Source organism: Bdellovibrio svalbardensis (assembly GCF_029531655.1).
GTDB lineage: Bacteria > Bdellovibrionota > Bdellovibrionia > Bdellovibrionales > Bdellovibrionaceae > Bdellovibrio > Bdellovibrio svalbardensis.
This window is the reverse complement of sequence record NZ_JANRMI010000005.1, coordinates 32,149-52,917: the sequence shown is the minus strand read 5'-3', so window position 1 is coordinate 52,917 and position 20,769 is coordinate 32,149. Positions and strand designations below refer to the sequence as shown.

Below are 20,769 nucleotides of genomic sequence, written 5' to 3'. Positions count from 1 at the left end.
TCGGAATAAGAATCGAAAAATAAAAAAAAGGCTCTGTGTTGAACAGAGCCTTTTTTATTTTGAAGAGACTGAGCGAAGACTACTCCAGATAGACGTTGGTGTCGCTGCCGTTGAAGGCTTTATATAAAATTCCACTCAGGACACTGCCGGGTTGTGCCGGGCAGGCGCCGTTATTTTTTGGCAAAGTGACACCCATGCTGATGTCATCAACATCGAGAGGGCAGGCATAGTGCGAATTAAGCATTGAGTGGGGTGCTGAGAAATCCAGAGTCACAGTGCAAGTAGTGTCGTTTTCAGCGAGGATCTTGCCAACATGAGCAATCACCTGGGCCTCGAGCTGAGCGCATTCGGCATGGGCAAAAGAAGCGGAAAAAAGTAGCAAACCAAGGACTAATGACTTCATCGGAACCTCCTGTTTTGTGGTGAGCAAGGTCTAGCACATGTGCTCCAGGGCGTCTGTTTAGATCCGGTCAGGATTGTAAGTAGTGAATTTTTCACCTGTTCTGGGATGTTTCAGGTTTCGTTCTGTTCTGGAATGTCAGCTCTAATAACTCAACGCAAAAGTCTGGATAATTTTTCATTGATATTAAGGGCTTAGCCATGTTTTATACCCTAAAGCGCATCGTAAATTCTGGCTAATAAAGGGAGACTTATGCACCAGAACCAAGCATCTGAAAAACCAACGACAAAGTCAGCTATTCCACAAAAATTTGTCTATTTCTTCGCAGCCGGTGAATCTGAAGGCAACGCGGGAATGAAGAACATTCTTGGCGGTAAAGGGGCGAATCTTGCGGAAATGACTTCGTTGGGAATTCCGGTTCCTCCGGGCTTCACAATTTCAACCGAGATCTGCACGCACTTCTACGAAGAAGGCGGAAAGTTGCCTGACTGGGTTCGTCCGAATGTGACGGCCGCAATGGCAAAAGTAGAATCCAAAATCGGCAAAAAATTTGGCGATGCGAACGATCCTTTGTTGGTTTCTGTTCGTTCGGGTGCTCGCGCTTCTATGCCGGGCATGATGGATACTATTTTGAATCTTGGCTTGAACGACCAAACTGTGGAAGGCCTTGCGAAGTCTTCAAACAATCCACGTTTCGCTTGGGATTCGTATCGTCGTTTCATTCAGATGTACTCTGATGTGGTAATGAACGTAAATTCATCTCTTCTTGATGTGACGATGGAAGACCTGAAAGAAGAAAAGCACTACAAGCTTGATACCGACATGACCGTCGATGATTTGAAACTTCTTGTGAAGAAGTTCAAAGAATTGATTTTGCAGATGACAGGTCGCTCATTCCCTGCGGATCCTTGGGAACAACTCTGGGGCGCGATCACAGCGGTATTCCACTCTTGGAACACGCCACGTGCGATCACTTATCGTGACTTGCACAGTATTCCAGTAAGCTGGGGAACAGCAGTTAATATCCAGTCCATGGTTTTCGGAAATATGGGTGAGGACTCAGCGACAGGGGTTGCGTTTACACGTAATCCTTCAACGGGTGAAAAAGCTTTCTACGGTGAGTTCTTGATCAATGCTCAAGGTGAAGACGTGGTGGCGGGTATTCGCACTCCGCAGCCGATCACCAAAGTGGCGGCGGCGGCTTCCGGGATGTTGTCTTTGGAAGAGGCTCTTCCAGAGGCTTATGGCCAGCTTGTTGATATTTATAAAAAATTGGAAACTCACTACCGTGATATGCAAGATATCGAGTTTACAATTGAGCGTTCTAAATTGTGGATGCTGCAAACTCGTAATGGGAAGCGCACGGCAGCTGCGGCTTTGAAAATTGCTTGTGACATGATCGATGAAAAGTTGATCACAGAAGAGGAAGCAATTCTTCGCTTGGATCCACAGGCATTGGATCAGTTGCTGCATCCAACTCTGGATCCAAAAGCGCAAAAAACTTTGTTGGCGAAAGGTTTGCCGGCATCTCCAGGCGGTGTGAACGGTCAAATCGTTTTCACCTCTGAAGAGGCGGTTCTTTGGAAAGAACAAGGTAAAAAAGTGATCTTGGTTCGCGTCGAGACTTCTCCGGAAGACATCGCGGGCATGATTGCGGCTCAGGGTATTTTCACAACTCGCGGAGGAATGACGTCGCATGCGGCGGTTGTTGCGCGTGGTATGGGTAAATGCTGCGTGGCGGGTTGTGGTGAAGTCGATGTCGACTACAGAACTGAAACCATGAAAGTGAAAGGCTACGTTCTTAAAAAGGGCGATGTGATCACTTTGGATGGTTCAACAGGTGAAGTTTATTTGGGTGAAGTGAAAACGATCGAACCTAAATTGGACGGAACCTTTGAGCGTGTGATGAAAATCGCCGACCAGTTCCGTAAATTGAAAGTTCGCACAAATGCTGACACTCCGAAAGACGCGCAAACTGCGAAAAACTTCGGAGCAGAAGGCATCGGTCTTTGCCGTACTGAGCATATGTTCTTCGGCGCGGATCGTATCGACTCTGTTCGTGAAATGATCATCGCTGATAATAAAATTGATCGCGAAAAAGCTTTGGCAAAATTATTGCCGATGCAGCGTGATGACTTCTATCAACTCTTCAAAATCATGGACGGTCTTCCGGTAACAATTCGTTTGTTGGATCCACCTCTTCATGAGTTCGTACCTCACACAGATGAAGAGACTAAAGAACTTGCTGTACGTATCAACACAGACTTTGAACGTCTGCGTTCTAAAGTGAAAGCATTGCATGAGTTCAATCCGATGTTGGGTCATCGTGGCTGCCGTTTGGCGATCACTTACCCAGAGATCTATATCATGCAGGTTCGTGCAATCGCTGAAGCGGCTTGCATGATGATGGCGGAAGGTAAAAAGCTTTCAGCTCCTGAAATCATGATCCCATTGGTGGCGACGGACAAAGAACTTGAAATCCTTCGTGCTCAAGCAGAGCAGGAAGTTAAGAAGGTTCAAGTCGAGAAGAACATCAAATTCGAATACCATATCGGAACGATGATTGAACTTCCTCGCGCCGCTTTGACAGCAGATGCAATCGCAGAACATGCCGATTTCTTCAGCTTCGGAACGAATGACCTGACGCAAACGACTTTGGGATTGTCTCGTGACGACTCGGGCCGTTTCTTGGGGTCTTACGTTTCTCAAGGCATCTTGGCGCAAGATCCATTCATGTCGATCGATCAAGTTGGCGTGGGGGCTTTGGTGAAAATGGGCGTGGACTTCGGTCGTCGCACAAAACCAAGCTTGAAGATCGGCGTGTGCGGTGAGCACGGTGGTGATCCGGATTCTATTGAGTTCTTCCACAAGGCAGGACTTGATTACGTTTCATGCTCTCCATTCCGCGTACCAATCGCAAGATTGGCGGCAGCCAGAGCGTCTCTTCTAACGAAGAAGCTTCACTCTTAAAGTCGGCGCACAAAGCTTGAAGATTTTTATAATGAAAAGGGAGTCGAAAGACTCCCTTTTTTTGTGCAAAGCATGGCAAAAAGGTACGGCGTACCTTTATTGGCAAGATTCTGTGGCTTTTGGGTTTTCTTGTTTTGCCAGGGCTTCGCAGGTCGCTGGAACTTTCTTGCCGAGCTGTGCGTGAATCTGAAGGGCGCGATAGAGATCTGCGGAGTGCGGGTCTTTGTTATCTGAGTTCTTAAGGCTTAAAGTTTGATTTGAAGCCGCGAAGAAACAGCCCATGTTTTCAGTGTTGAGGCGTTCGTTCTTAGCCAGCTCTAGCATGGTTTTACTAGAGAACCAGTCTGCAAAGTCTTCTCCAGCATAGATTGAGGATGGTTGTTTGTCTTTCACACATATTTGCTGGTTGCCGAAACCCGTGCTGAACTGATCGGCGATATGACCCAGTTCATGTGCCACGATAGCCATGCCGACTGCTGGGTATCTAACCGAGAGCCAGCTGACTTTGACGGAAGCTTCTGTTGAAAGAGTTTTGTCAGAGACATTCAGATCAATCATATTGCCGCAAAGATAGTTGTTATCCTGTGGAAGCGATGACGTGATGACCGCCAAAGTAAACATGGTCGCATCATCGTAGTTCAATGTGCGAGCAGCTTCGTTGGGTTCATAGAGCATGTCAGATTTCAAAGTATGGACCCAGGATTTCGTAACTTCAGTGGGAGTTTTCGGAAGATCAAAAGTCGCCGCCATAATTTTGTTATAGGCCGGGTCTTGAGTCCCAACCAAAGCAGCGGCTTCCTTGCGAACCAGTTCGATTTTTGCTTTGAATGTTTGAAGCTGTGAATCTTGAGGGTAAAGATTCAAAGTTTGGTAATAGCTTTTTTCACAACTTGCAATGACGGCCTCTTGCGAGCCCATTCTTTGGCGCAGGTTCGCTTTCACCGTGGAATTTTGATAGATTTTTATGAGATCCTCAGACTTCAATTGAACCTGGGCGAGGCTCTTGGCGCCAGGGCCGGAGATAAAGAATTCGAACAGGCGAATGCCATAACCGGATTCAGAGATCGCTTCGAGATCATCGGAGGTCAGTGCTTCCTGATGAACCGCCTTTTGAAGACTGATGTTATCAACATTCATAATGGAGCCGCCCAGGGCTTTGTTAAGCTCGGCTTGAACTGTTTGGATATAAGTGGCCTCTGACAGTGCAGCGGATTCAATGGTCTTATCCTTATAGAGGGCCTGCAAATAGCTAGCGCCTTTTTTTACGGTGTAAGAATTCTTGGCTTTTTGGAAATCTGTCGCCAGAAGAAGGTTCATCGCCTCTTTCGAAACATCTTGTCCGAGCATTTCTGGCTTTACCAAAAGCATGACGGTCTTCACGGTTTGATCCTGAGCAGGATTTAAAACGACATTTTGGAAGTTCTTCTCTGTGGCTTCGAGGCGGGCTAAGCGCACCTCGGCAAGCTTCTGTGCATTTTTTGATTTTTCAGTCAGCAGGGGAAGTAAGTTCTTCGTGAAATAGTCTTTCATTCCCGGGCCGGGAGTTTCTTTGTCTTTTAATAGAGTCAGAATCTCAGGAACAGTATTGTCCTTACAGATCTCGTTGTAACATTGGTCAGCGAGAGTGGTGCCAGTCTTCTTTTGAAAGCCTTTGCTTTCAATTTTTTCAGAAGTCTTCGCATCGACTGTTCCACCGGCAGTTCTTTTGATAATAGGACGGCCAGCCGCTGTATCTTCTTTGCAGCCCGTTAAAGCCAGAGCTCCCGCCGTCAGAATGCTTCCAAGAAATAGCAAATGCGCATGTCTCATTTTGAGAAACTCCTTCTTTGGCTTTACACCTGTCAAAGATGTGACAGCAACTTCTCATAGGTTCGAACGAGAGAAGTCGTTGAGTGTGTTGCCATTTATATAGAGCAGAAGAAGTGCCAGAGTTCCGAAGGTACGCCGTACCTTTTTGAGGCTCGCCGCGTAAAAAATTGAGTATGACGCGATGGCGCCACTAAATACGGTCGGTGGGAATTTCTGCTTAACTTTTCAGCGATTGAAGGACTTTTAATAGCCTGTGGTTGACATAGTTGCGGAGTGTGGCGAGATTGAAATGGCCTTTGGTCTAGCTAGACTTTTAGCTGGGTGAAAGGGTTTGTCAGAAGGACCAACTTCTTACAATTTGAGGGGCAACTCAAGAGGGGAATAGACCTTGAGAATTAAAAAAATTGAACTATGTGGTTTCAAATCGTTCAAAGATCGCACTGTGATCCATTTCGATTCCGGTATTACGGGTATCGTTGGACCTAATGGTTGCGGTAAATCAAACATCGTAGATGCCTTAATGTGGGTTATGGGTACGACCTCCGCAAAGGATCTTCGTGGTTCTCAGATGACTGACGTTATCTTCGGCGGTGCTGAAGGTTACGCGCCACTGGGCATGTGTGAAGTGTCTTTGACTCTGGAAAATGATGGCGGAGCTTTCCCGGCGAAGTACATCAAACACTCAGAGATCATGGTGACTCGTCGTCTGCATAGAAACGGTGAAGGCGAATACTTCCTCAATAAAGAACCTGCTCGTTTGAAGGACGTGCAAGAGATCTTTATGGATACGGGTGCCGGTTCCAAAGGTTTCTCTATTATCGCTCAAGGTATGATCGGTAAGATCATCACTGCGAAACCTGAAGACCGTCGTATGCTTATCGAAGAAGCGGCCGGTATTACGAAGTTCAAAGCTCGTAAAAAAGAATCTCAACGCAAGTTGATCTCTACAGATCAAAACCTCGTGCGTTTGCAGGACATCATTGGCGAATTGAAACGCCAAATCGATTCTTTGCAAAGACAGGCACAACGTGCTGAACGTTACCGCAATATCAAAAACCAAATCGAAGATTTGGATCTTTGGTTGTCTTCAGCTCAATATATGGAATTGAAACGCGCGGCTGATGAAGCTCAAGCGATCTTCAATGAAGCGCAAAGCATGGAAGTGGAAGGGGAATCCAACCTTTCAACTCTTCAAGGCCAACTGGAAGTTTTGAAATTGCAAATTCTTGAAAAAGAAAAAGCAGTTGAAGAACAACAAATCGAATTCTATGCAAAACAGTCCACTGTTCAAAAGAAAGAGATGGAGATTCAAGAACTCCGTTTTGAAATTGAACAAGCTCGTCGTAATGAACAGATGACAGGGACGATTCTTCAGGAACAGCAAGCTCGTCAGGAACTATTGAGCCGAGACAAGGCGCAATTGGACTCTCAAGTTGCTGAGCTTAAAGAAGAGGCGGAAACTCTTACCGCTTCATTCACTGAAAAGAACGAAATCTATCAAAATTCGAACTCTCGTATTACGGAAGTTGATGAAGAATTGACGACGAAACGTCGTGAGTTGTTCGCGGTAGGTCAGTCTGAGTCTTCTTTGGATGCTCGCGTGAATTCATTGAACGCGCAAATCTCTGATTTGTCTGAGCGTCAATCGAACGAACAGGAAGTTTTGAACGAACTGCGTGAAAAACAAGTTGAGTTCGAAGCTCGTCGTAAAAAAGTATTTAATGAATTGGATAAAGAACGCCAAATGCAATTGGATTTGGCAAGTGACGTGGATTCATTCGAAGCCAACAAGAAAATCTTGGCGGAATCTGCGGCAACTAAGAAAATTGAAGTTGAATCATTCAAAGATTCTTTGAATGAAGTGGCTTCTCGTTTGTACGGCCTTGAAAACCTTCAAAACAACTTCGAAGGTTTCCAAGAGGGCGTAAAACAAGTCATGCTTTGGCAGAAAACTCGCACTCAGGAATTGATGGCGGACGGGTCCGTTGTGACTCACTTCCAACCGGTTTCTGAAGTTGTGGAAGTTCCAGCTGAATACGAAGTGGCAATGGAAGCGGCTTTGGGCTCACGCCTGCAAATGCTTTTGTCTTCTGATGCTGGCATCGCGATGGATGCTGTGACTCACTTGAAAGAAAACAAGTCAGGTCGTTCAAGCTTCATGTCTGCTTCTGACAGCGCTGTTTCATTCCATCGTGCTCAAGCACCTTTGAACGAAGCCGGTGTTCAGGCGATTTTGAAAGATGTTGTTCAGGCCGCAGATAAGTTCAAAGGCACAGTGGCATACATGCTCGACGGTGTGGCGATTGTTGATTCAATCCGCACCGCTTTGGCTCTTCGCCCTAAGTACGAAGGTTGGACTTTCGTTACTCAAGATGGCGACACTTTGACAGCTGACGGTGTTTTGACAGGTGGTTCTTCTGAATCTGCGGACTCTGGCGTTTTAAAACGTCGCCGTGAGATCAAAGAATTGTCAGAAAAGAAAGACGAATTCGCTGGAAAATTGCAATTGGCTCAATTGTCTTTGAAGAAGACAGAAGAACAATTGAATAACGTTTTGAACGACTTCGAAGGCGCTCAAAAACGTAAAATGGATCAGGAAATCAAAGTTACCGAGTTGAGAAAAGACTTGGAGCGCGCGGAAAATGAGTTGGTCAACGCACAAACTGCGGTTGAACGCCAAGAACGCGAACTTAAAAAGATCACTGAACAAGTTGAGCTGCAAGAGGCGAAACTTGAAGAGTTGAATGAAGCTTTGATGAACGCTCGCGAGAAAAAAGTTCTTCTTGAGACAGAAGTTGAAAGCTTGAATGCAGAGTTGAACTCAACTCGTATGGGCTTCGATGGTCTTCAGGCGGAAGTGACTGAACTTCAAGTGAAGTCAGCTTCTAAAACTCAAGAGTACACGGGTGTTTTGAGACAATTGGAAATGGTGACGAAGTCACTGAATGATCTTGATGCTCAATTGGCAAGAATGTCAGAAGAAGCTCAAGGTTATAACTCTCAAATGACTGAGAGCCAGTTGACTCTTGAAGAAAAGAAAATCGAATTTGAACGTCTTTTGGACGAAGTCGAGACCATGAAACTTGCAGTGGCTCGCACGAAAGACGAATACGAAGTGATGTCAGAAACTGTGCGCACGATTGAAGATGAAGCAATGTCTTCTCAACGTGCCCGCAATGAAAGACAGCACAAAATGAACGACTCTCAGTTGAAGCTTGAACAGGCTAAAATGAAAGAGCAGTACCTCATCGATTCAGTTCGTGAGCGTTACATGTTGAATCTTCCTGATGTGGTTGAGAAATATGCTGACCGTGAAGGTGACTTCCTGGAAGCCGACACTCAACTTAAAGAACTTCGCGAAAAATTGGCGAAGATCGGTGAAGTAAATCTTTCTGCAATTGAAGAGTACGAAGAAACAGCAACAAGATACGAATTCTTGACGAAACAACATGCCGATTTGACAGAAGCGAAAGATCAACTTCGTAAAGTGATCGATCGTATCAATAGAATCTGTTCTAAGCGTTTCAAAGAGACTTTCGATCTGGTGAACGACAGATTCACTCGCGTATTCCCAGTCCTCTTCGGTGGTGGTGAAGCGTGGTTGGAACTTGTTGAGGAAACTGAGAAAACTGAAGCGGGTATTGAAATCATCGCTCGCCCTCCAGGCAAAAAGACACAAAATGTGTCCTTGATGTCAGGTGGAGAGAAAGCTTTGACTGCGGTTGCGCTGGTATTCTCGATCTTCCTGGTAAAACCTTCCCCATACTGTTTGCTGGATGAGGTTGATGCTCCACTTGATGACGCCAACGTATTCCGTTTCAACGACTTGGTTCGTGAGATGGCAAAACGTTCGCAAATCATCGTAGTTACGCATAACAAACACACGATGGAAGTTGCGAAGAAACTTTACGGTGTGACGATGCAAGAGCGCGGTGTTTCTACAATGGTTTCAGTTTCATTGCAGGATATCCACTAAGACCACATCGAAAATGAATAAATTCAAAAAACCCAGGTGCAAAACACCTGGGTTTTTTCTTGTTAGCATACATGGATCAGAAGACTGGACTTTGCCTGAGCTAGGAATGACCCGGTACTTGGGATATCCTGAATTTGAAGGAGCATCCCATGGAAGAAGGTACGATCGTTCTTTTGGAAGATGACAAGAGTGCGAGAGAGATCATCTCTGACATGCTGGAGCGTGGTTTTCCCAAATTGAAGGTGGTGGCGTTTCAACGAGGGGATGATGCTCTGGATTTTCTCTTTGAAAGCAATGCGCCTGTTATAGGTATTGTTTCAGATCTGATGATGAAGGATTTTGACGGGATTGATTTTTTGGCGGCCATTAAGAAGCATCCGCGCTGGGCCTATCTGCCATTTATTTTTCTGTCAGGAGCGGACTACTCTGTGTTTCAAAACCTTATTAATCAATATAAGATTGCATCATTCCTGGCGAAACCAGTTAAAGAGGAAGTGCTGATTCAAAGTGTTCAAGAGCATTTTCTGCATCGTCGCCGTCGAGTCTCTTGATCTGTCATTTAAAAAATTAGGCAGCTCTGAAATCATCCAACGAGTGACTTTTTGGCAGTCGGATGACGAACCGGGTGTTTTCAGAATCCTTGTCATAGTAGAGGGTTCCATGGTGCGCATCTATGATGCCTTTGCTTATGCTGAGACCTAAGCCAGTGCCTTTGCCCACCGCCTTGGTTGTAAAAAAGGGCTCCATGAGTTTTCGTGACACCTCTTCAGGAACTCCGGAACCGCTGTCTTTCACCGAGATTTCAATCTCGCTTCCAAGATCCTGAACATTCAGTTCGACCCACTTTTTAGGCAGGGATTCAATCGCATCAAAAGAGTTGTTGAGCAAGTTCAGTACCACTTGCCCCAGTTGCACCGGTCGACAGGCAATCGCCATTTGGTAGTCAAAGGCATTCAGCCTGAGATCTATCTCATGGCTGCGGAAGCGAACCTGGCAGAGAGCCAAGGCATCGTCGAGGATGGACTTCACCGTTGTGTTTTCAAACGGGTCTGTAGAGCCATTGCGGGAAAAAGTGCGCAGGCCGTTTATTATTTTTGAAATCCTTAAAATAGTTGAGTCAATGGTCTCAAATTCCTGCTGCAACTGATTCGTCTCAGCGTGGCCTTGGTCACAGAGCCTGCGGATTTTTCGGGACTTGGCGGAGATGATCGCCAAGGGATTGTTAATCTCGTGGGCGATGCCACAGGCCATTTCACTCAGTGAAGCAAGGCGTGCAGCCTCCTCGGCTTGCTTCGATCTTTCCTCGACTCTTTTTTCCAACTCTGTGTTCAAAGTTGAAAGTTCATGATTGCGACGATCAATATCGTCAAAGAGTCCGGTGAGTGTTGCCCGCGCCTCGTCGAGAATGATGCCAATTTCATTGAGCTCATCTCCGGAATGCCAGTGAAAGCTGTCTTTCATTTCGCGTTTTCTCAATTTTTCAGCGTCACCGCGCAAGCGAAGGATTTTTGAAAGGAAGACGTATCGGATCAGAAGAAAGACAAAGAAGAGGGTGGCGCAAATTGAGAGAAAGGAAGTTGCCATGACCTCCATGGCAATAAAATATTTTTGACGGGTCTTTTCCTCCAGTGAGAAGTGAACGGAAAGAAACCCGATGGTGCGATTGTTGTGAGTTACTTTTGAATCATGCGTTTCAATTTCGGAGGCCTTTTTCATGTTCCAACTTGAAGATGAGTAATTTGCGAAAATCTTCATATTCGAATCGTAGACCACTATACCTTTGACGATGGGATTAAAAACTAGTCGTTCAACCAAGATTTGCCCGTCGGAGGAGAAGTTCCAAAGAGGTCCTTCCAAGCTTGTCGTCAAAGTCGTCAGAGTCTCATTCACGGTGGCATCAAAAGAGGCATCGACTTCGTTACAGCGACGTTGGTACTCAAATATTGCCTGACTTCCCATGGGACCCAAGATCCCGATGAAAACCACGACCAAAAGTTTGGTTGCGAGATCGAGGTTGTCAATGAGGCCATTAAATCGTTTCATCCTAGTGGCTATCGACAGAAATTCAAAAAAGCATTACGCTAAATGAACACGCAGGAGGAGTTGTGAGGATTCATCCGGTTGTTTCTGTCATATTCAAATTTACTCTGATTCTTTGTTCGCAGCATTCATTTGCTGACGAAATTAAAATTGCAGCCGATCCCTGGTGTCCTTTCTCTTGTGAATCTACGAATGAAAAACCCGGCGTTTTTCTTGATGTCGCCAAAAAAGTTTTTGCGGCTCATGGTCACCAGGTCACATATGAGAAAGTAAACTGGGCGAGGGCGGTGTCGGACACCAGAAATGGGAAGTTTGTTGCGATCGTTGGTGCATTGAAGCTTGATGCTCCAGATTTTATTTTTCCGGAAGAATCTTTCATTGATCAGAAATCATGCTTCTATGTTAGCAAGGGGAGTGCGTGGCGATATAAGGACATCTCTTCACTGAGTAATGTTCTGTTGGGAGCGGTCCAGGATTACACCTATGGTGAGCCGCTGGATGCATATATCGCCCGAAAGAAAAATGACTCTGCACGAATTGATTTTGTGGCTGGGGTGGGGACGACTGCGAAACTTTTAAAAAAGATGGCAGACTTGCGAAACGATGTGATCGTGGAAGACAAGAGTGTCGTCGATTATAATTTAAAAAATAATAGGGATCTTCAGGGAATAAAAATGCAGCTGGCGGGATGTTTGCCGTCGGCCCCAATGTATATTGCTTTTTCTCCTCGAAATCCAAAATCCAAAGAGTATGCAAAAATATTTTCCGAGGGACTTCGAAAAATGCGCAAAACCAAAGAGCTCGAAGCCATTTTTCAAAGTTATGGAATTTCAAGGGAAAAACCTTAGGTTCAGTGGAAGGTCCTATGAACTTAGATCGAAAGCTAAAAGGTAAAGATATCTTTATTGTATCTAAAAATAAGGATCTCCAACTGCGTCTTGCCGGGTTGTTTTTAGCCTATGAGGCAAGGGTTCGAGCCTTCTCGGATCAGGAAGACGTTATTTCGTCCATGGCACTGACCGTTCCGGATTTACTGGTCATGGAGGGAATGGGCTGTGAAAGAGTTTTTGAGCGCCGCAAGAGTGACCGAAAGCTTTTTAAATTGCCGATTTTAAATTTGGTAGAGGAAAGTGTTTCTGCAGACAAATTGAGAGGTATGGACTTCGAGGGTTGTGAGGTTCTATCTCTAAGCTTGGTGCCGGATACGGTGATCGTTGCGAGGTTGTTGAATCTGCTTTGTTGGAGTGAGATTGAGGTGCTGAAGGAGCAGATTGGCTTTTTTAAGCATGAACTTGTTAATGATCTTGCAGTTATTGACGGCAAGCTTCGAAAACTGCAAAGAATTTTCCCTGATATTTCTGAAAACGAAGCCTTTCAAACAATAATGGAACGTGTAGTAAAATTCGAAGAGACTTTGCAGCGCTTTAGTAGTTTAAGGCGCTGAGTTTATATAGACTAAGCGGCACTTTTCTTTTTATCCAGAATTGCTCGAATTGCCTCATACTCAAAAGGTTTTTTCAGTATGGCAGTGAAAGGGAATGTTGTTTTCATATTGAGCTCGCCAGTGACCAAAAATTTGGGAATTTCTGAGGGCATTTGTGTCGCCAATTCTTCGCCAGTAACTCCCGGCATGCGATAGTCCAGAAAAATCAAGTCTGGTGGGTTTTTCAGAATTTCGGCAAGGGCCAGTTTGGGATCCGAGAAAGTTTTGACAGTGATTCCAGGATCACTGAACTCATCAGCAAAGCAATCACACAGGACGGATTCATCATCAATAAAGAACACAGTCATTGGCATATCTGGCTTCTCGGACTCTTCCATTGAGATCTTAATAGAAAAGGAAAAAAGTGGAGCAGATATGAGCTGAGTTTAGAAAAAGCCCCGCGCGGGAGGAATCTCGCGCAGGGCCTACTGGAGGAGGGGTTACTCCGACAAAGTCGGAGTATGGAGGGTTACTTCACATACTCGATGAGAGCTTCATCGGCGAAACGAACTTTTTTGAGATTTTGGTATGAATCTTCGGAATGTCGATATCCCAAAGCGACTGTGGCGACAGATTTCCATCCCGTGCCTTCAAGGCCCAGGATTTTATCGTAAGCAGCAGGATCGAAGCCCTCCATCGGAGTTGCATCAATCTTTAAAAGTGCTGCCGTTTCTAACAAGAAACCCATGGCAATATACGCCTGACGTTGCGACCACACGCGGATCTTCTCTTCAGGAGCTTTCACTAAATTGTTCACCATCATTTCTTTGTATCCATCAAGTGCCTCGAGAGGGGCTCCACGGACTTCTGCGATGCGATTGATATACTTCTGAACAAAAGCCTCATCCATAGTTTCTTTATAGAGGAACACCACATAGTGGCTGGCATCTGTGACTTGGGTTTGCCCCCAAGAGACCGGCTTAAGTTGCTCACGCACAGCAGGGTTCTCGATAACTAAGAACTTCCAAGGCTGAATGCCATACGAAGAAGGCGCCAGGGTCAAAGAATCAGTCAGAGTCTTCCAATCTTGGGCTGATATTTTTTTAGTGGAATCAAATTTCTTCGTAGCGTAACGCCACTCGAGGGCTTCTTGGATTTTTGCATGTGTCATTGAGGGTCTCCTATTCCTTTGCATGTCTTGGGGCTGCCTTTGAGGCGGACTAATAGTCAAATAGCTTAATGTGCCTAACATGAACACAATATGCAGGAGGTTTCTTTTAAATGCAACAGTTAAAGTTACAATTAAGGAAAACTCATGAAATGGAGTCAATTGGGCGCTGTTATGTCCCTGATATTGTTTCTTTTTGATTCCTGCGCTATACTTTGTCCCATGTTAGATCAACGTTTCGCCGCCTCAGTCCATATAATGACCCTCCTGGCATACAATGCCGGGGAGTTGATGACGTCTGAGTATTTGGCAAAAAGCATTCGTACAAACCCCACGGTGGTACGTCGTCTTTTGGCAAAGATGGTTGAGGCGGGACTTATAGAGTCGTTTAAGGGAAAGGCCGGGGGAGTTCGCATGGTGAAGTCTCCCAAGGAAGTATCTTTGAAAGATATCTATAAGGCCGTTTCCAATAAGGCATTGATCAATTGTCGTGAAAGCGAACCCCAAAAACTCTGTGCAGTGAGCTGTTCGATGAAGAATATATTCAGCGAAGTTGCTCAAGGCCTTGAGAACAGCTCCATGACCTATTTATCTAAGATCAAACTTTCTGATCTCACCGCAAAAGTTTAATTCCTAACAATGAATGATGCGAACGACGCTATTGAAGCAAACCTCGATCCTCGCGTTCTAGAAATTCATGATAAAGCCTGTGAGCAGGGGCAAGAGTCCTACCTCGACCCCGCAACCGGCTATTTGGTGTTCACAAAACTCTTTCATTTGAAAAGAGGCCACTGTTGTAATTCGGGTTGTCGTCATTGTCCTTGGAAAAAAGATAGACAATCTACGGACAAATGAATCCACTTCCTTTCGAACATTTGTAGTGTGTAAAGTTATTCGCCATTCCGACGAAAAGAAACATACAGGTTTCTGTTTTTGGGACGAACGAATTGGTTCCAAGCCTGCTATTCTTTAGTTTAGGTGGGGTGTGTTTGTTATGGCGTTTAACTATGAAAAACACAAAGAAAGTCATTCTCAGGACAGTTTTTGGACCTCGTATTCAGACCTTTTCTTAGGTCTGAGCACGATTTTTTTGCTCTTATATGTGGTCTCAAGTCTCAGGACGGGAACGGACGCTTTGCGAAGTCAGGTTGAGAATCAGAAGCTCACGATGCAAGTCGAAGAGTTGGAGCATCAGCTTAAGATGTATGAGTCAGTCAAGAATGACTACTTAGCCAATCAGGCTCCGAAGGACGAAGTGCAGGAGTACCAGGAACTTATGGATAAGTTGACTCTTCTTCAAGAGGACACCAAGACAGAAAAAGATCGTCTTGTGAAGGAAGCCTTGGAGAACGAAAAAAAGGTCAAAGCTCTTAATAAGTACCAACAAATGGTACGCAATGTTTTGAATTCGAACAAGATGGCGAAATCAAAAATCCTGAATCGTGATGATCTTATCAAAGAGCAAGACGTCGAAATCGAAACCAAAGAAGGTCAGATTACGACTTTGCAGAAAGATGTTGAAACCAAGAAACAGCTGATTGCCCAAGGCGAAAAACAGATTCAAGAGACACAACAGGCTTTGCAAAAACGTCTTGATGAGATTCGTGCAGCCTACAAGATGAATAAAATGACGAAGGCCCATTTCGAAAAAAGAATGGCCCAGGTTAGAAGTGATGCTCACCAAAAGGTGACCGCTCTTTCAAATGCCAATGCTCAGTATCAAGCACAACTTCAACAAACCAATGCACAGTTGGGTCAAACTCAAGGCGAGTTGCAAAAGACTCAGGGTATGCTGGCTCAGAAAGAGGGCGAGGCGCGTGGCCTTGAAGGAAAACTGGGTGAGGCGAAAGGTCAGTTGGGCGCCGCTCAAGGGCAGTTGGCAAATGCCAAGGGTCAGTTGGCCGCAACTCAAGGCAAGCTGGCATCCACCGAGGGGCAGCTCAATTCAACTCGCGGGGCTTTGGATGCCACCAAGGGGCAGTTGAATGCCACTATTGGAAAATTGAATTCGACGGAAGGTCAATTGAACGCCACACAGGGGCAGCTCGCAAAAGCCAAAGCAGAAATTGAAGCGCGTAAGTCAGTAGCGGGAGAGATCCAAAAAGGTTTCGCCAAAGCGGGGGTTAAAGCGGACATTGATTTGCAAACTGGCGATGTGGTTTTAGATTTTGGCCAGGCTTATTTTGAAAGTGACTCAGACCGCCTGAAATCGGAAATGAAAGGCGTGTTGGAAAAAGCGATGCCGATCTATTCCCGTTCACTTTTCGGCAATCCGAAAGTGTCAGATAAAATTTCCGCAGTAGAAATTATCGGATTTGCTTCGCCAACTTATCAGGGTCGTTTCATTGATCCGCAAAGTGCAAAGCCAGAAGACAAGCAGGCTTTGAAGTACAACATGGATTTGAGCTATCGCCGTGCGAATTCCATCTTTAGTTATATGCTCGATGAGCAAAATATGAAGTTCGATCATCAAAGAGAATTGCTTGCAAGAATGAAGGTCTCGGGACGTTCATTCTTGGAAGTGATGAAGGTGCCGAATCGCAACATCGCAACGGCGGCTGAGTTCTGTAAGCAGAACGACTGTAAGAAGGCACAAAGAGTTATTATTCGTTTTAGTATGGATACAAAGAAATAAAGGTGGGTGGGTTGTGAATAAGAAGATTGCAGCAGAATATTTTATCTTGATCCTGCCATATGCGATGGCAGCAGTGTTTGTCGCAGGCTTATTTTTCCGTGCGATGATTTACTACACAGTTCGTCGTCATGAATGGTTTGCGAAAGAATTTGAAAAACGTGTGAATCGTTTTATTGAATCTGAAATCCCTGGCAAAGTGAATGATGTTTCTTTTTATGTTTTGGCGAAAAAGACCCTAGAACGCACCTATTACGAGGTGTTTGAGATTCGCGATCGCATGAAACGACGCCGTCCAGATGCTGTTATGGCTGCCAGTGACAGGGTCTTTTTGGTGCGCCAAGGCTGTGCTTGGCTGGTGAAGGATATTTTGAAACAAGTGAAGTTTCTGAAGTGGAGTGAGAACAATCCGAAGCTTCTTAACATCACGAAAGCCACTTTCCAGCACAATCCTTGTTTTAATCGTGTGTTCGGCATTCTGCCGATGACCGGTTTGAATGATTTGATTTCCATTCTTCCAGGTCTTTTTGTGGTAGCCGGTATCTTGGGAACCTTCATCGGTATCGCCGGAGGTTTATCAGAGTTGGGCACTATGAACCTGCAGGATATGGAAAACACCAAAAATGTGATGGATCGCTTCCTTCATGAGATCTCGTATGCCATGGGAACTTCGATCGCAGGTATTATTTTTTCATTATTGGCTCATATCACGAATGTGATTTTTAGCCCGGAAAGATCTTACGTTTCGATGATAGATCGTTTTGAAAGTGCATTGGATCTTCTGTGGTACAGAAGTGATAATAACAAATATCCTGAGCATGAAAGACCTTTTGACGAGCATCGTGATGCGGTCGAGGCCTTGGCAGAGGATGCCTTAAATAAAGAAATTGGAAAAGCCACGACGGCAGCGGTGGCTCGAGGAGCTTAGTTTGAATACGTTTACGGTTACAATCTATCGCAAAGATCAAGTGCTTACGAAAGTGGTGAACAAGGACTCGTTCACCATTGGTCGTTCATTGGATTGCGATATCTCCATTAATGAAACCTTGATCAGTCGTGTTCACTTGGTCGTGAGTCGACGTTGGAATCAAATTTGGATTGAGGATAAAAACTCCTCCAATGGAACGTTCATTAACGGAACACGGATTGTGCAAAGTACTCCCGTAAATGTGGTTACCGCTGACAGAATTCAGCTCGGTAAATCAGAATATATCCTTGCCATTGATCTTAAAACCGAGGAAGTCCCTCCAGAAATGGAGCTGCCAAAACTTCCTCCGGAAAAAGAGCCGGTCTTGGAAGAGCCTAAGGCTGACGTGGAAGTTGCTCAGCCTTCTTTGGCGCCTTTTCAAGCTGAAAAGATCTTGCATGAAGCAAAACGTAAAGCCGCACAGATTATCCTGGAAGGGGAGACTCAGGCCGAGAAACGGGTGCAAGTCATTTATCAAAAGGCCCGCGATGCTCAATCCCAAGGCGAAATATTCTATCAAACCCGCATGTCAGAGGCCCATAAAGAGGCCGACGCAATTCTTGCGGACTTTCAACGCCAAGGTCATACCCTGCTTCACGAGGCCCGCACGATGGCTCAGGAAATACGTGAAGAAGTTGACGTCTATGTTCAGACATTGAAAGAGAAAACCCGCGGTGATGTCGAGAATATTATTTCCGAGGCGACCCTGCAGGCTGAACGATTGAAGGTGGAGGCGTTGGATACGGCTCGTGCCAATGGTCAGCAGGAAATAGAGGTGCTTCTTAAGAAGGCCCAGGAAGAGGCGGATCGTATTGTGGAGGCCTCAAAGCTGCAGGTGGTGGAAATTCAGGAAAGCATTAAAGGCGACAAAGAGGCCTTGCTGCAGCTTGAAGATTCCTTGAAAAAAGTTGATGACGAATTGGTGAAGGGTCGAGAGGCTCTTCAGTTGATCCAGGCTCAGGAGGCTGAAGTTAGCAAGAAGTTGGCAGCGGGCTCAGAACAGTTGGAGGCTGTGAGCAAAAGCAATCAACAGATTTCTGAAGCTCGAAAGAAGCTGGAAGAAGAATATAAAAAGCTTCAAGAAAAACAAGCTCACCTGAGCATGGACGTCCATGATCTGGAGACTAAAAAAAATCACCTCTTTAAAGAGTATGAAGGCCAGAAAATCTTCTTAAATGAAAAGTTGGAAAAAGAAAAATCTCAGATCCTCAGAACGGAAGAAGAACGTCTTGAAGAAATGCGTTTGGAAAATTCAAAACGTCTGCAAAAGATGGAACAAGACATCTTAGACGATGTGATTCGAAAAAAAGAAAAGATGGTCAAAGAGATTCACTCGCTGGTAGAGCGCGAGATCGTAAAGCTGATGGAGCCACAGCAGTGGAATTTGATCTCGGCCCAAGTCGAACAGCAAATTCTGGAAGCCGTTGATGGTCGGGTCGCTTCATTGTCGCAATCTTCGATGACTTCGGCAAAACCTGTAGATTTGATGAAGAAACGCAAATCCGAAAAGATGCGCTGGGCAACGGCGGGTTTGGCGATGGGGGCTTTGGTTTACTTCATCAGTCAGGTTGCGGTCGAGAAAATTGGCGAAGACAAGTCGCCGCTTAAAACGATCGCCGCCGCAGAGGCAAAGAAGCGCCAGGATGATCTGGAGAAGCGCAAGTTCAATCCTCCGCAAGCAGAGGAGTTGAAGGACACCTATACTGACTCGGTCATTTACACTCGCAACTATCCAGAGATCTATTTGGACACTGAGTTTCAACAGAAGCTTTATAAGGCCTCGGCCCACTATCTGTTAAAAACTTGGAGAGTTGATGAAGAGCGCTCTTTGCAGGTTTTATCGGCTTCCAATGCTTTGGTGAAGGAGCTGATCGACCGTAAGTCGAAAATTCATCCAGATTTCATCAAGGAAGGCTTGGAAAAGATGCGAGTCTTTGAAAATCAGACCTTGGCCCGCATGAAAGACCTATTGGGGTCGGAAGTCCGTCTGGATTCCTATCGTCGTTTTGAGCGAAACTTCTATCGCGAGGAAGTCCAGCGTCGCCGAATGGCGCAACATTGAGGCGAGTGGCGCAGCATTAAGCTCTAACGCGCAGAATAAAAGAACCTCTGCATTCACAGCCCCCGGATTTTAAGCTAAACCTTTCGCTTATACGGAGGGTTTATGTCACCCGGTCACGAAACACAGATTGAAATTCTTTTTGGTGCGGCGGCACTTCTTTTGACGATCATCATGGCTGCAATTTTCCTCAGCTTCTGGAAAACCATGCGCCAAGAAAAAAAGAAGGAACTTGAGTATCAAGCCAAGCGTGAACTCTTGCCGGAACAAGAACAGGAAAAAGTATTGCAGCCTGCGGGGCATGAGCTGGCGGAAGATCGCGGTGAGGAACCTCTCGCCCATATTGATTCCACGGGGCAAATAGTTTCTGACATTGAACAAGTCGACTTGGCGGTCGATCTTCGTGAGGCTCTAAAGAAAACGGAAGAAAATCTTTTCGGTCGTATTCGCAATCTTTTCAAATCTGAATCGAACAACAAACATCTCGATGAGATTGAGGAAATTCTTTATACCAGCGATTTGGGTCCAATTACGGTACAAAGACTGATGAAGGCCTTGGAAGACAAGCTTTCAAAAAAAGAACGTGCCGACTATGAGCTGGTGCGCGAAACCCTGAAGGAAGAGATCAAGCATATTTTTGCAGGTTCGCATTCAGCGGCTCCGGGCGATGGCATTCTTCAAAAGATTCATTTCGCGGAATCAGGTCCAACAATCCTGATGATCGTTGGAGTGAATGGCGCAGGAAAAACAACTTCGATTGGTAAAATTGCAGCACAACTTGCCGGCCAGGGTAAAAAAGTTTTGGTTGCCGCGGGTGATACCTTCCGCGCAGCTGCCGGCGGCCAACTGAAAGTTTGGACAGATCGTGCCAAGGTCGAAATCTTTTCACCAGAAGGTGTTACAGATCCCAGTGGAGTGGCTTTTGAGGCTGTCGCTAAAGGCAAGGCGCAGGGGTACGATGTGGTGATCGTGGACACCGCGGGACGATTGCATACGCAGGCGAATCTGATGGAAGAAATCAAGAAGATGAAGCGTGTGATGTCCAAAGTTATTCCTGAGGCTCCACATGAAACCTTGATCGTGCTAGATGCAAACTCTGGCCAAAATGCATTGATGCAAGCCAAGGAGTTCCACAATGCTTTGGGCCTAACTGGTGCGGTTCTGACAAAAATGGATGGAACTGCCAAAGGTGGCGTGGCCGTCGGTCTTGCTCAAGAACTGCAAATTCCAATCAAACTTATTGGTGTTGGAGAGCGTATTCAGGATTTGCGCTCGTTCTCTGCCCAAGAGTTCGTGGACTCTTTGTTTCAAGCTTAACGGAAAGG

At 45.5% G+C, this 20,769-nt stretch carries 16 protein-coding genes; 11 read left to right on the top strand and 5 right to left on the bottom strand.

Annotation, left to right across the window (positions count from 1 at the left end):
• Positions 1-79 precede the first annotated feature (79 nt).
• The gene (locus NWE73_RS15920; protein WP_277579346.1) at positions 80-403 is read right to left on the bottom strand and encodes a hypothetical protein; all 324 of its coding nucleotides are present in this window, start codon (positions 401-403) and stop codon (positions 80-82) included.
• 249 nt (positions 404-652) lie between these two features.
• Here NWE73_RS15920 and ppdK point away from each other — a divergent pair, with 249 nt between their 5' ends.
• Positions 653-3,370 (top strand): pyruvate, phosphate dikinase, encoded by a 2,718-nt coding sequence (gene ppdK / locus NWE73_RS15915; RefSeq protein WP_277579345.1) that lies wholly within the window; start codon positions 653-655, stop codon positions 3,368-3,370.
• Between the two features lie 96 nt (positions 3,371-3,466).
• Here the strand turns inward: ppdK and NWE73_RS15910 are convergent, their stop codons facing one another.
• The gene (locus NWE73_RS15910; protein ID WP_277579344.1) at positions 3,467-5,179 is read right to left on the bottom strand and encodes a hypothetical protein; all 1,713 of its coding nucleotides are present in this window, start codon (positions 5,177-5,179) and stop codon (positions 3,467-3,469) included.
• A 388-nt stretch (positions 5,180-5,567) separates the two neighbouring features.
• Here NWE73_RS15910 and smc point away from each other — a divergent pair, with 388 nt between their 5' ends.
• Together smc and NWE73_RS15900 are read left to right on the top strand one after the other, a co-directional pair.
• On the top strand, positions 5,568-9,155 hold the full coding sequence (gene smc, locus NWE73_RS15905; RefSeq protein ID WP_277579343.1) for a chromosome segregation protein SMC: 3,588 nt from the start codon (positions 5,568-5,570) through the stop codon (positions 9,153-9,155).
• A gap of 149 nt (positions 9,156-9,304) precedes the next feature.
• Entirely contained in the window at positions 9,305-9,706 is a 402-nt protein-coding gene (locus NWE73_RS15900; RefSeq protein WP_277579342.1) for a response regulator, read from the top strand.
• Positions 9,707-9,722: 16 nt separating this feature from the next.
• Here the strand turns inward: NWE73_RS15900 and NWE73_RS15895 are convergent, their stop codons facing one another.
• A complete protein-coding gene (locus tag NWE73_RS15895; protein WP_277579341.1) occupies positions 9,723-11,198 on the bottom strand; it encodes a sensor histidine kinase in 1,476 nt (491 codons plus the stop codon).
• 62 nt (positions 11,199-11,260) lie between these two features.
• Here NWE73_RS15895 and NWE73_RS15890 point away from each other — a divergent pair, with 62 nt between their 5' ends.
• On the top strand, positions 11,261-12,043 hold the full coding sequence (locus NWE73_RS15890) for a substrate-binding periplasmic protein (RefSeq protein ID WP_277579340.1): 783 nt from the start codon (positions 11,261-11,263) through the stop codon (positions 12,041-12,043).
• 17 nt (positions 12,044-12,060) lie between these two features.
• Positions 12,061-12,639, top strand: coding sequence for a hypothetical protein (locus NWE73_RS15885; protein WP_277579339.1), 579 nt, complete (start codon positions 12,061-12,063; stop codon positions 12,637-12,639).
• Positions 12,640-12,650: 11 nt separating this feature from the next.
• Here NWE73_RS15885 and NWE73_RS15880 read toward each other — a convergent pair whose 3' ends face one another.
• Positions 12,651-13,016, bottom strand: a complete 366-nt coding sequence (locus NWE73_RS15880; protein ID WP_277579338.1) for a response regulator — start codon at positions 13,014-13,016, stop codon at positions 12,651-12,653.
• Positions 13,017-13,147: 131 nt separating this feature from the next.
• Complete coding sequence (locus NWE73_RS15875; RefSeq protein ID WP_277579337.1) at positions 13,148-13,789, bottom strand: NAD(P)H-dependent oxidoreductase; 642 nt, start codon at positions 13,787-13,789, stop codon at positions 13,148-13,150.
• Positions 13,790-14,008: 219 nt separating this feature from the next.
• On the opposite strand from NWE73_RS15875, the gene NWE73_RS15870 reads away from it, so the two are divergent.
• The 6 genes from NWE73_RS15870 (at position 14,009) to ftsY (ending at position 20,761) form a co-directional block, all read left to right on the top strand.
• A complete protein-coding gene (locus NWE73_RS15870; RefSeq protein WP_277579336.1) occupies positions 14,009-14,416 on the top strand; it encodes an RrF2 family transcriptional regulator in 408 nt (135 codons plus the stop codon).
• 9 nt (positions 14,417-14,425) lie between these two features.
• Positions 14,426-14,641 carry a DUF5522 domain-containing protein gene (locus NWE73_RS18135; RefSeq protein ID WP_407652968.1) on the top strand — a complete coding sequence of 72 codons (216 nt, stop codon included), beginning with the start codon at positions 14,426-14,428 and terminating at the stop codon, positions 14,639-14,641.
• Positions 14,642-14,954: 313 nt separating this feature from the next.
• Positions 14,955-16,421, top strand: a complete 1,467-nt coding sequence (locus NWE73_RS15865) for a microtubule-binding protein (protein ID WP_277579335.1) — start codon at positions 14,955-14,957, stop codon at positions 16,419-16,421.
• A 13-nt stretch (positions 16,422-16,434) separates the two neighbouring features.
• Positions 16,435-17,346, top strand: coding sequence for a hypothetical protein (locus NWE73_RS15860; RefSeq protein ID WP_277579334.1), 912 nt, complete (start codon positions 16,435-16,437; stop codon positions 17,344-17,346).
• 1 nt (position 17,347) lies between these two features.
• Positions 17,348-19,447, top strand: coding sequence for an FHA domain-containing protein (locus NWE73_RS15855; protein ID WP_277579333.1), 2,100 nt, complete (start codon positions 17,348-17,350; stop codon positions 19,445-19,447).
• Positions 19,448-19,549: 102 nt separating this feature from the next.
• The gene (gene ftsY, locus NWE73_RS15850) at positions 19,550-20,761 is read left to right on the top strand and encodes a signal recognition particle-docking protein FtsY (RefSeq protein ID WP_277579332.1); all 1,212 of its coding nucleotides are present in this window, start codon (positions 19,550-19,552) and stop codon (positions 20,759-20,761) included.
• Positions 20,762-20,769 lie beyond the last annotated feature (8 nt).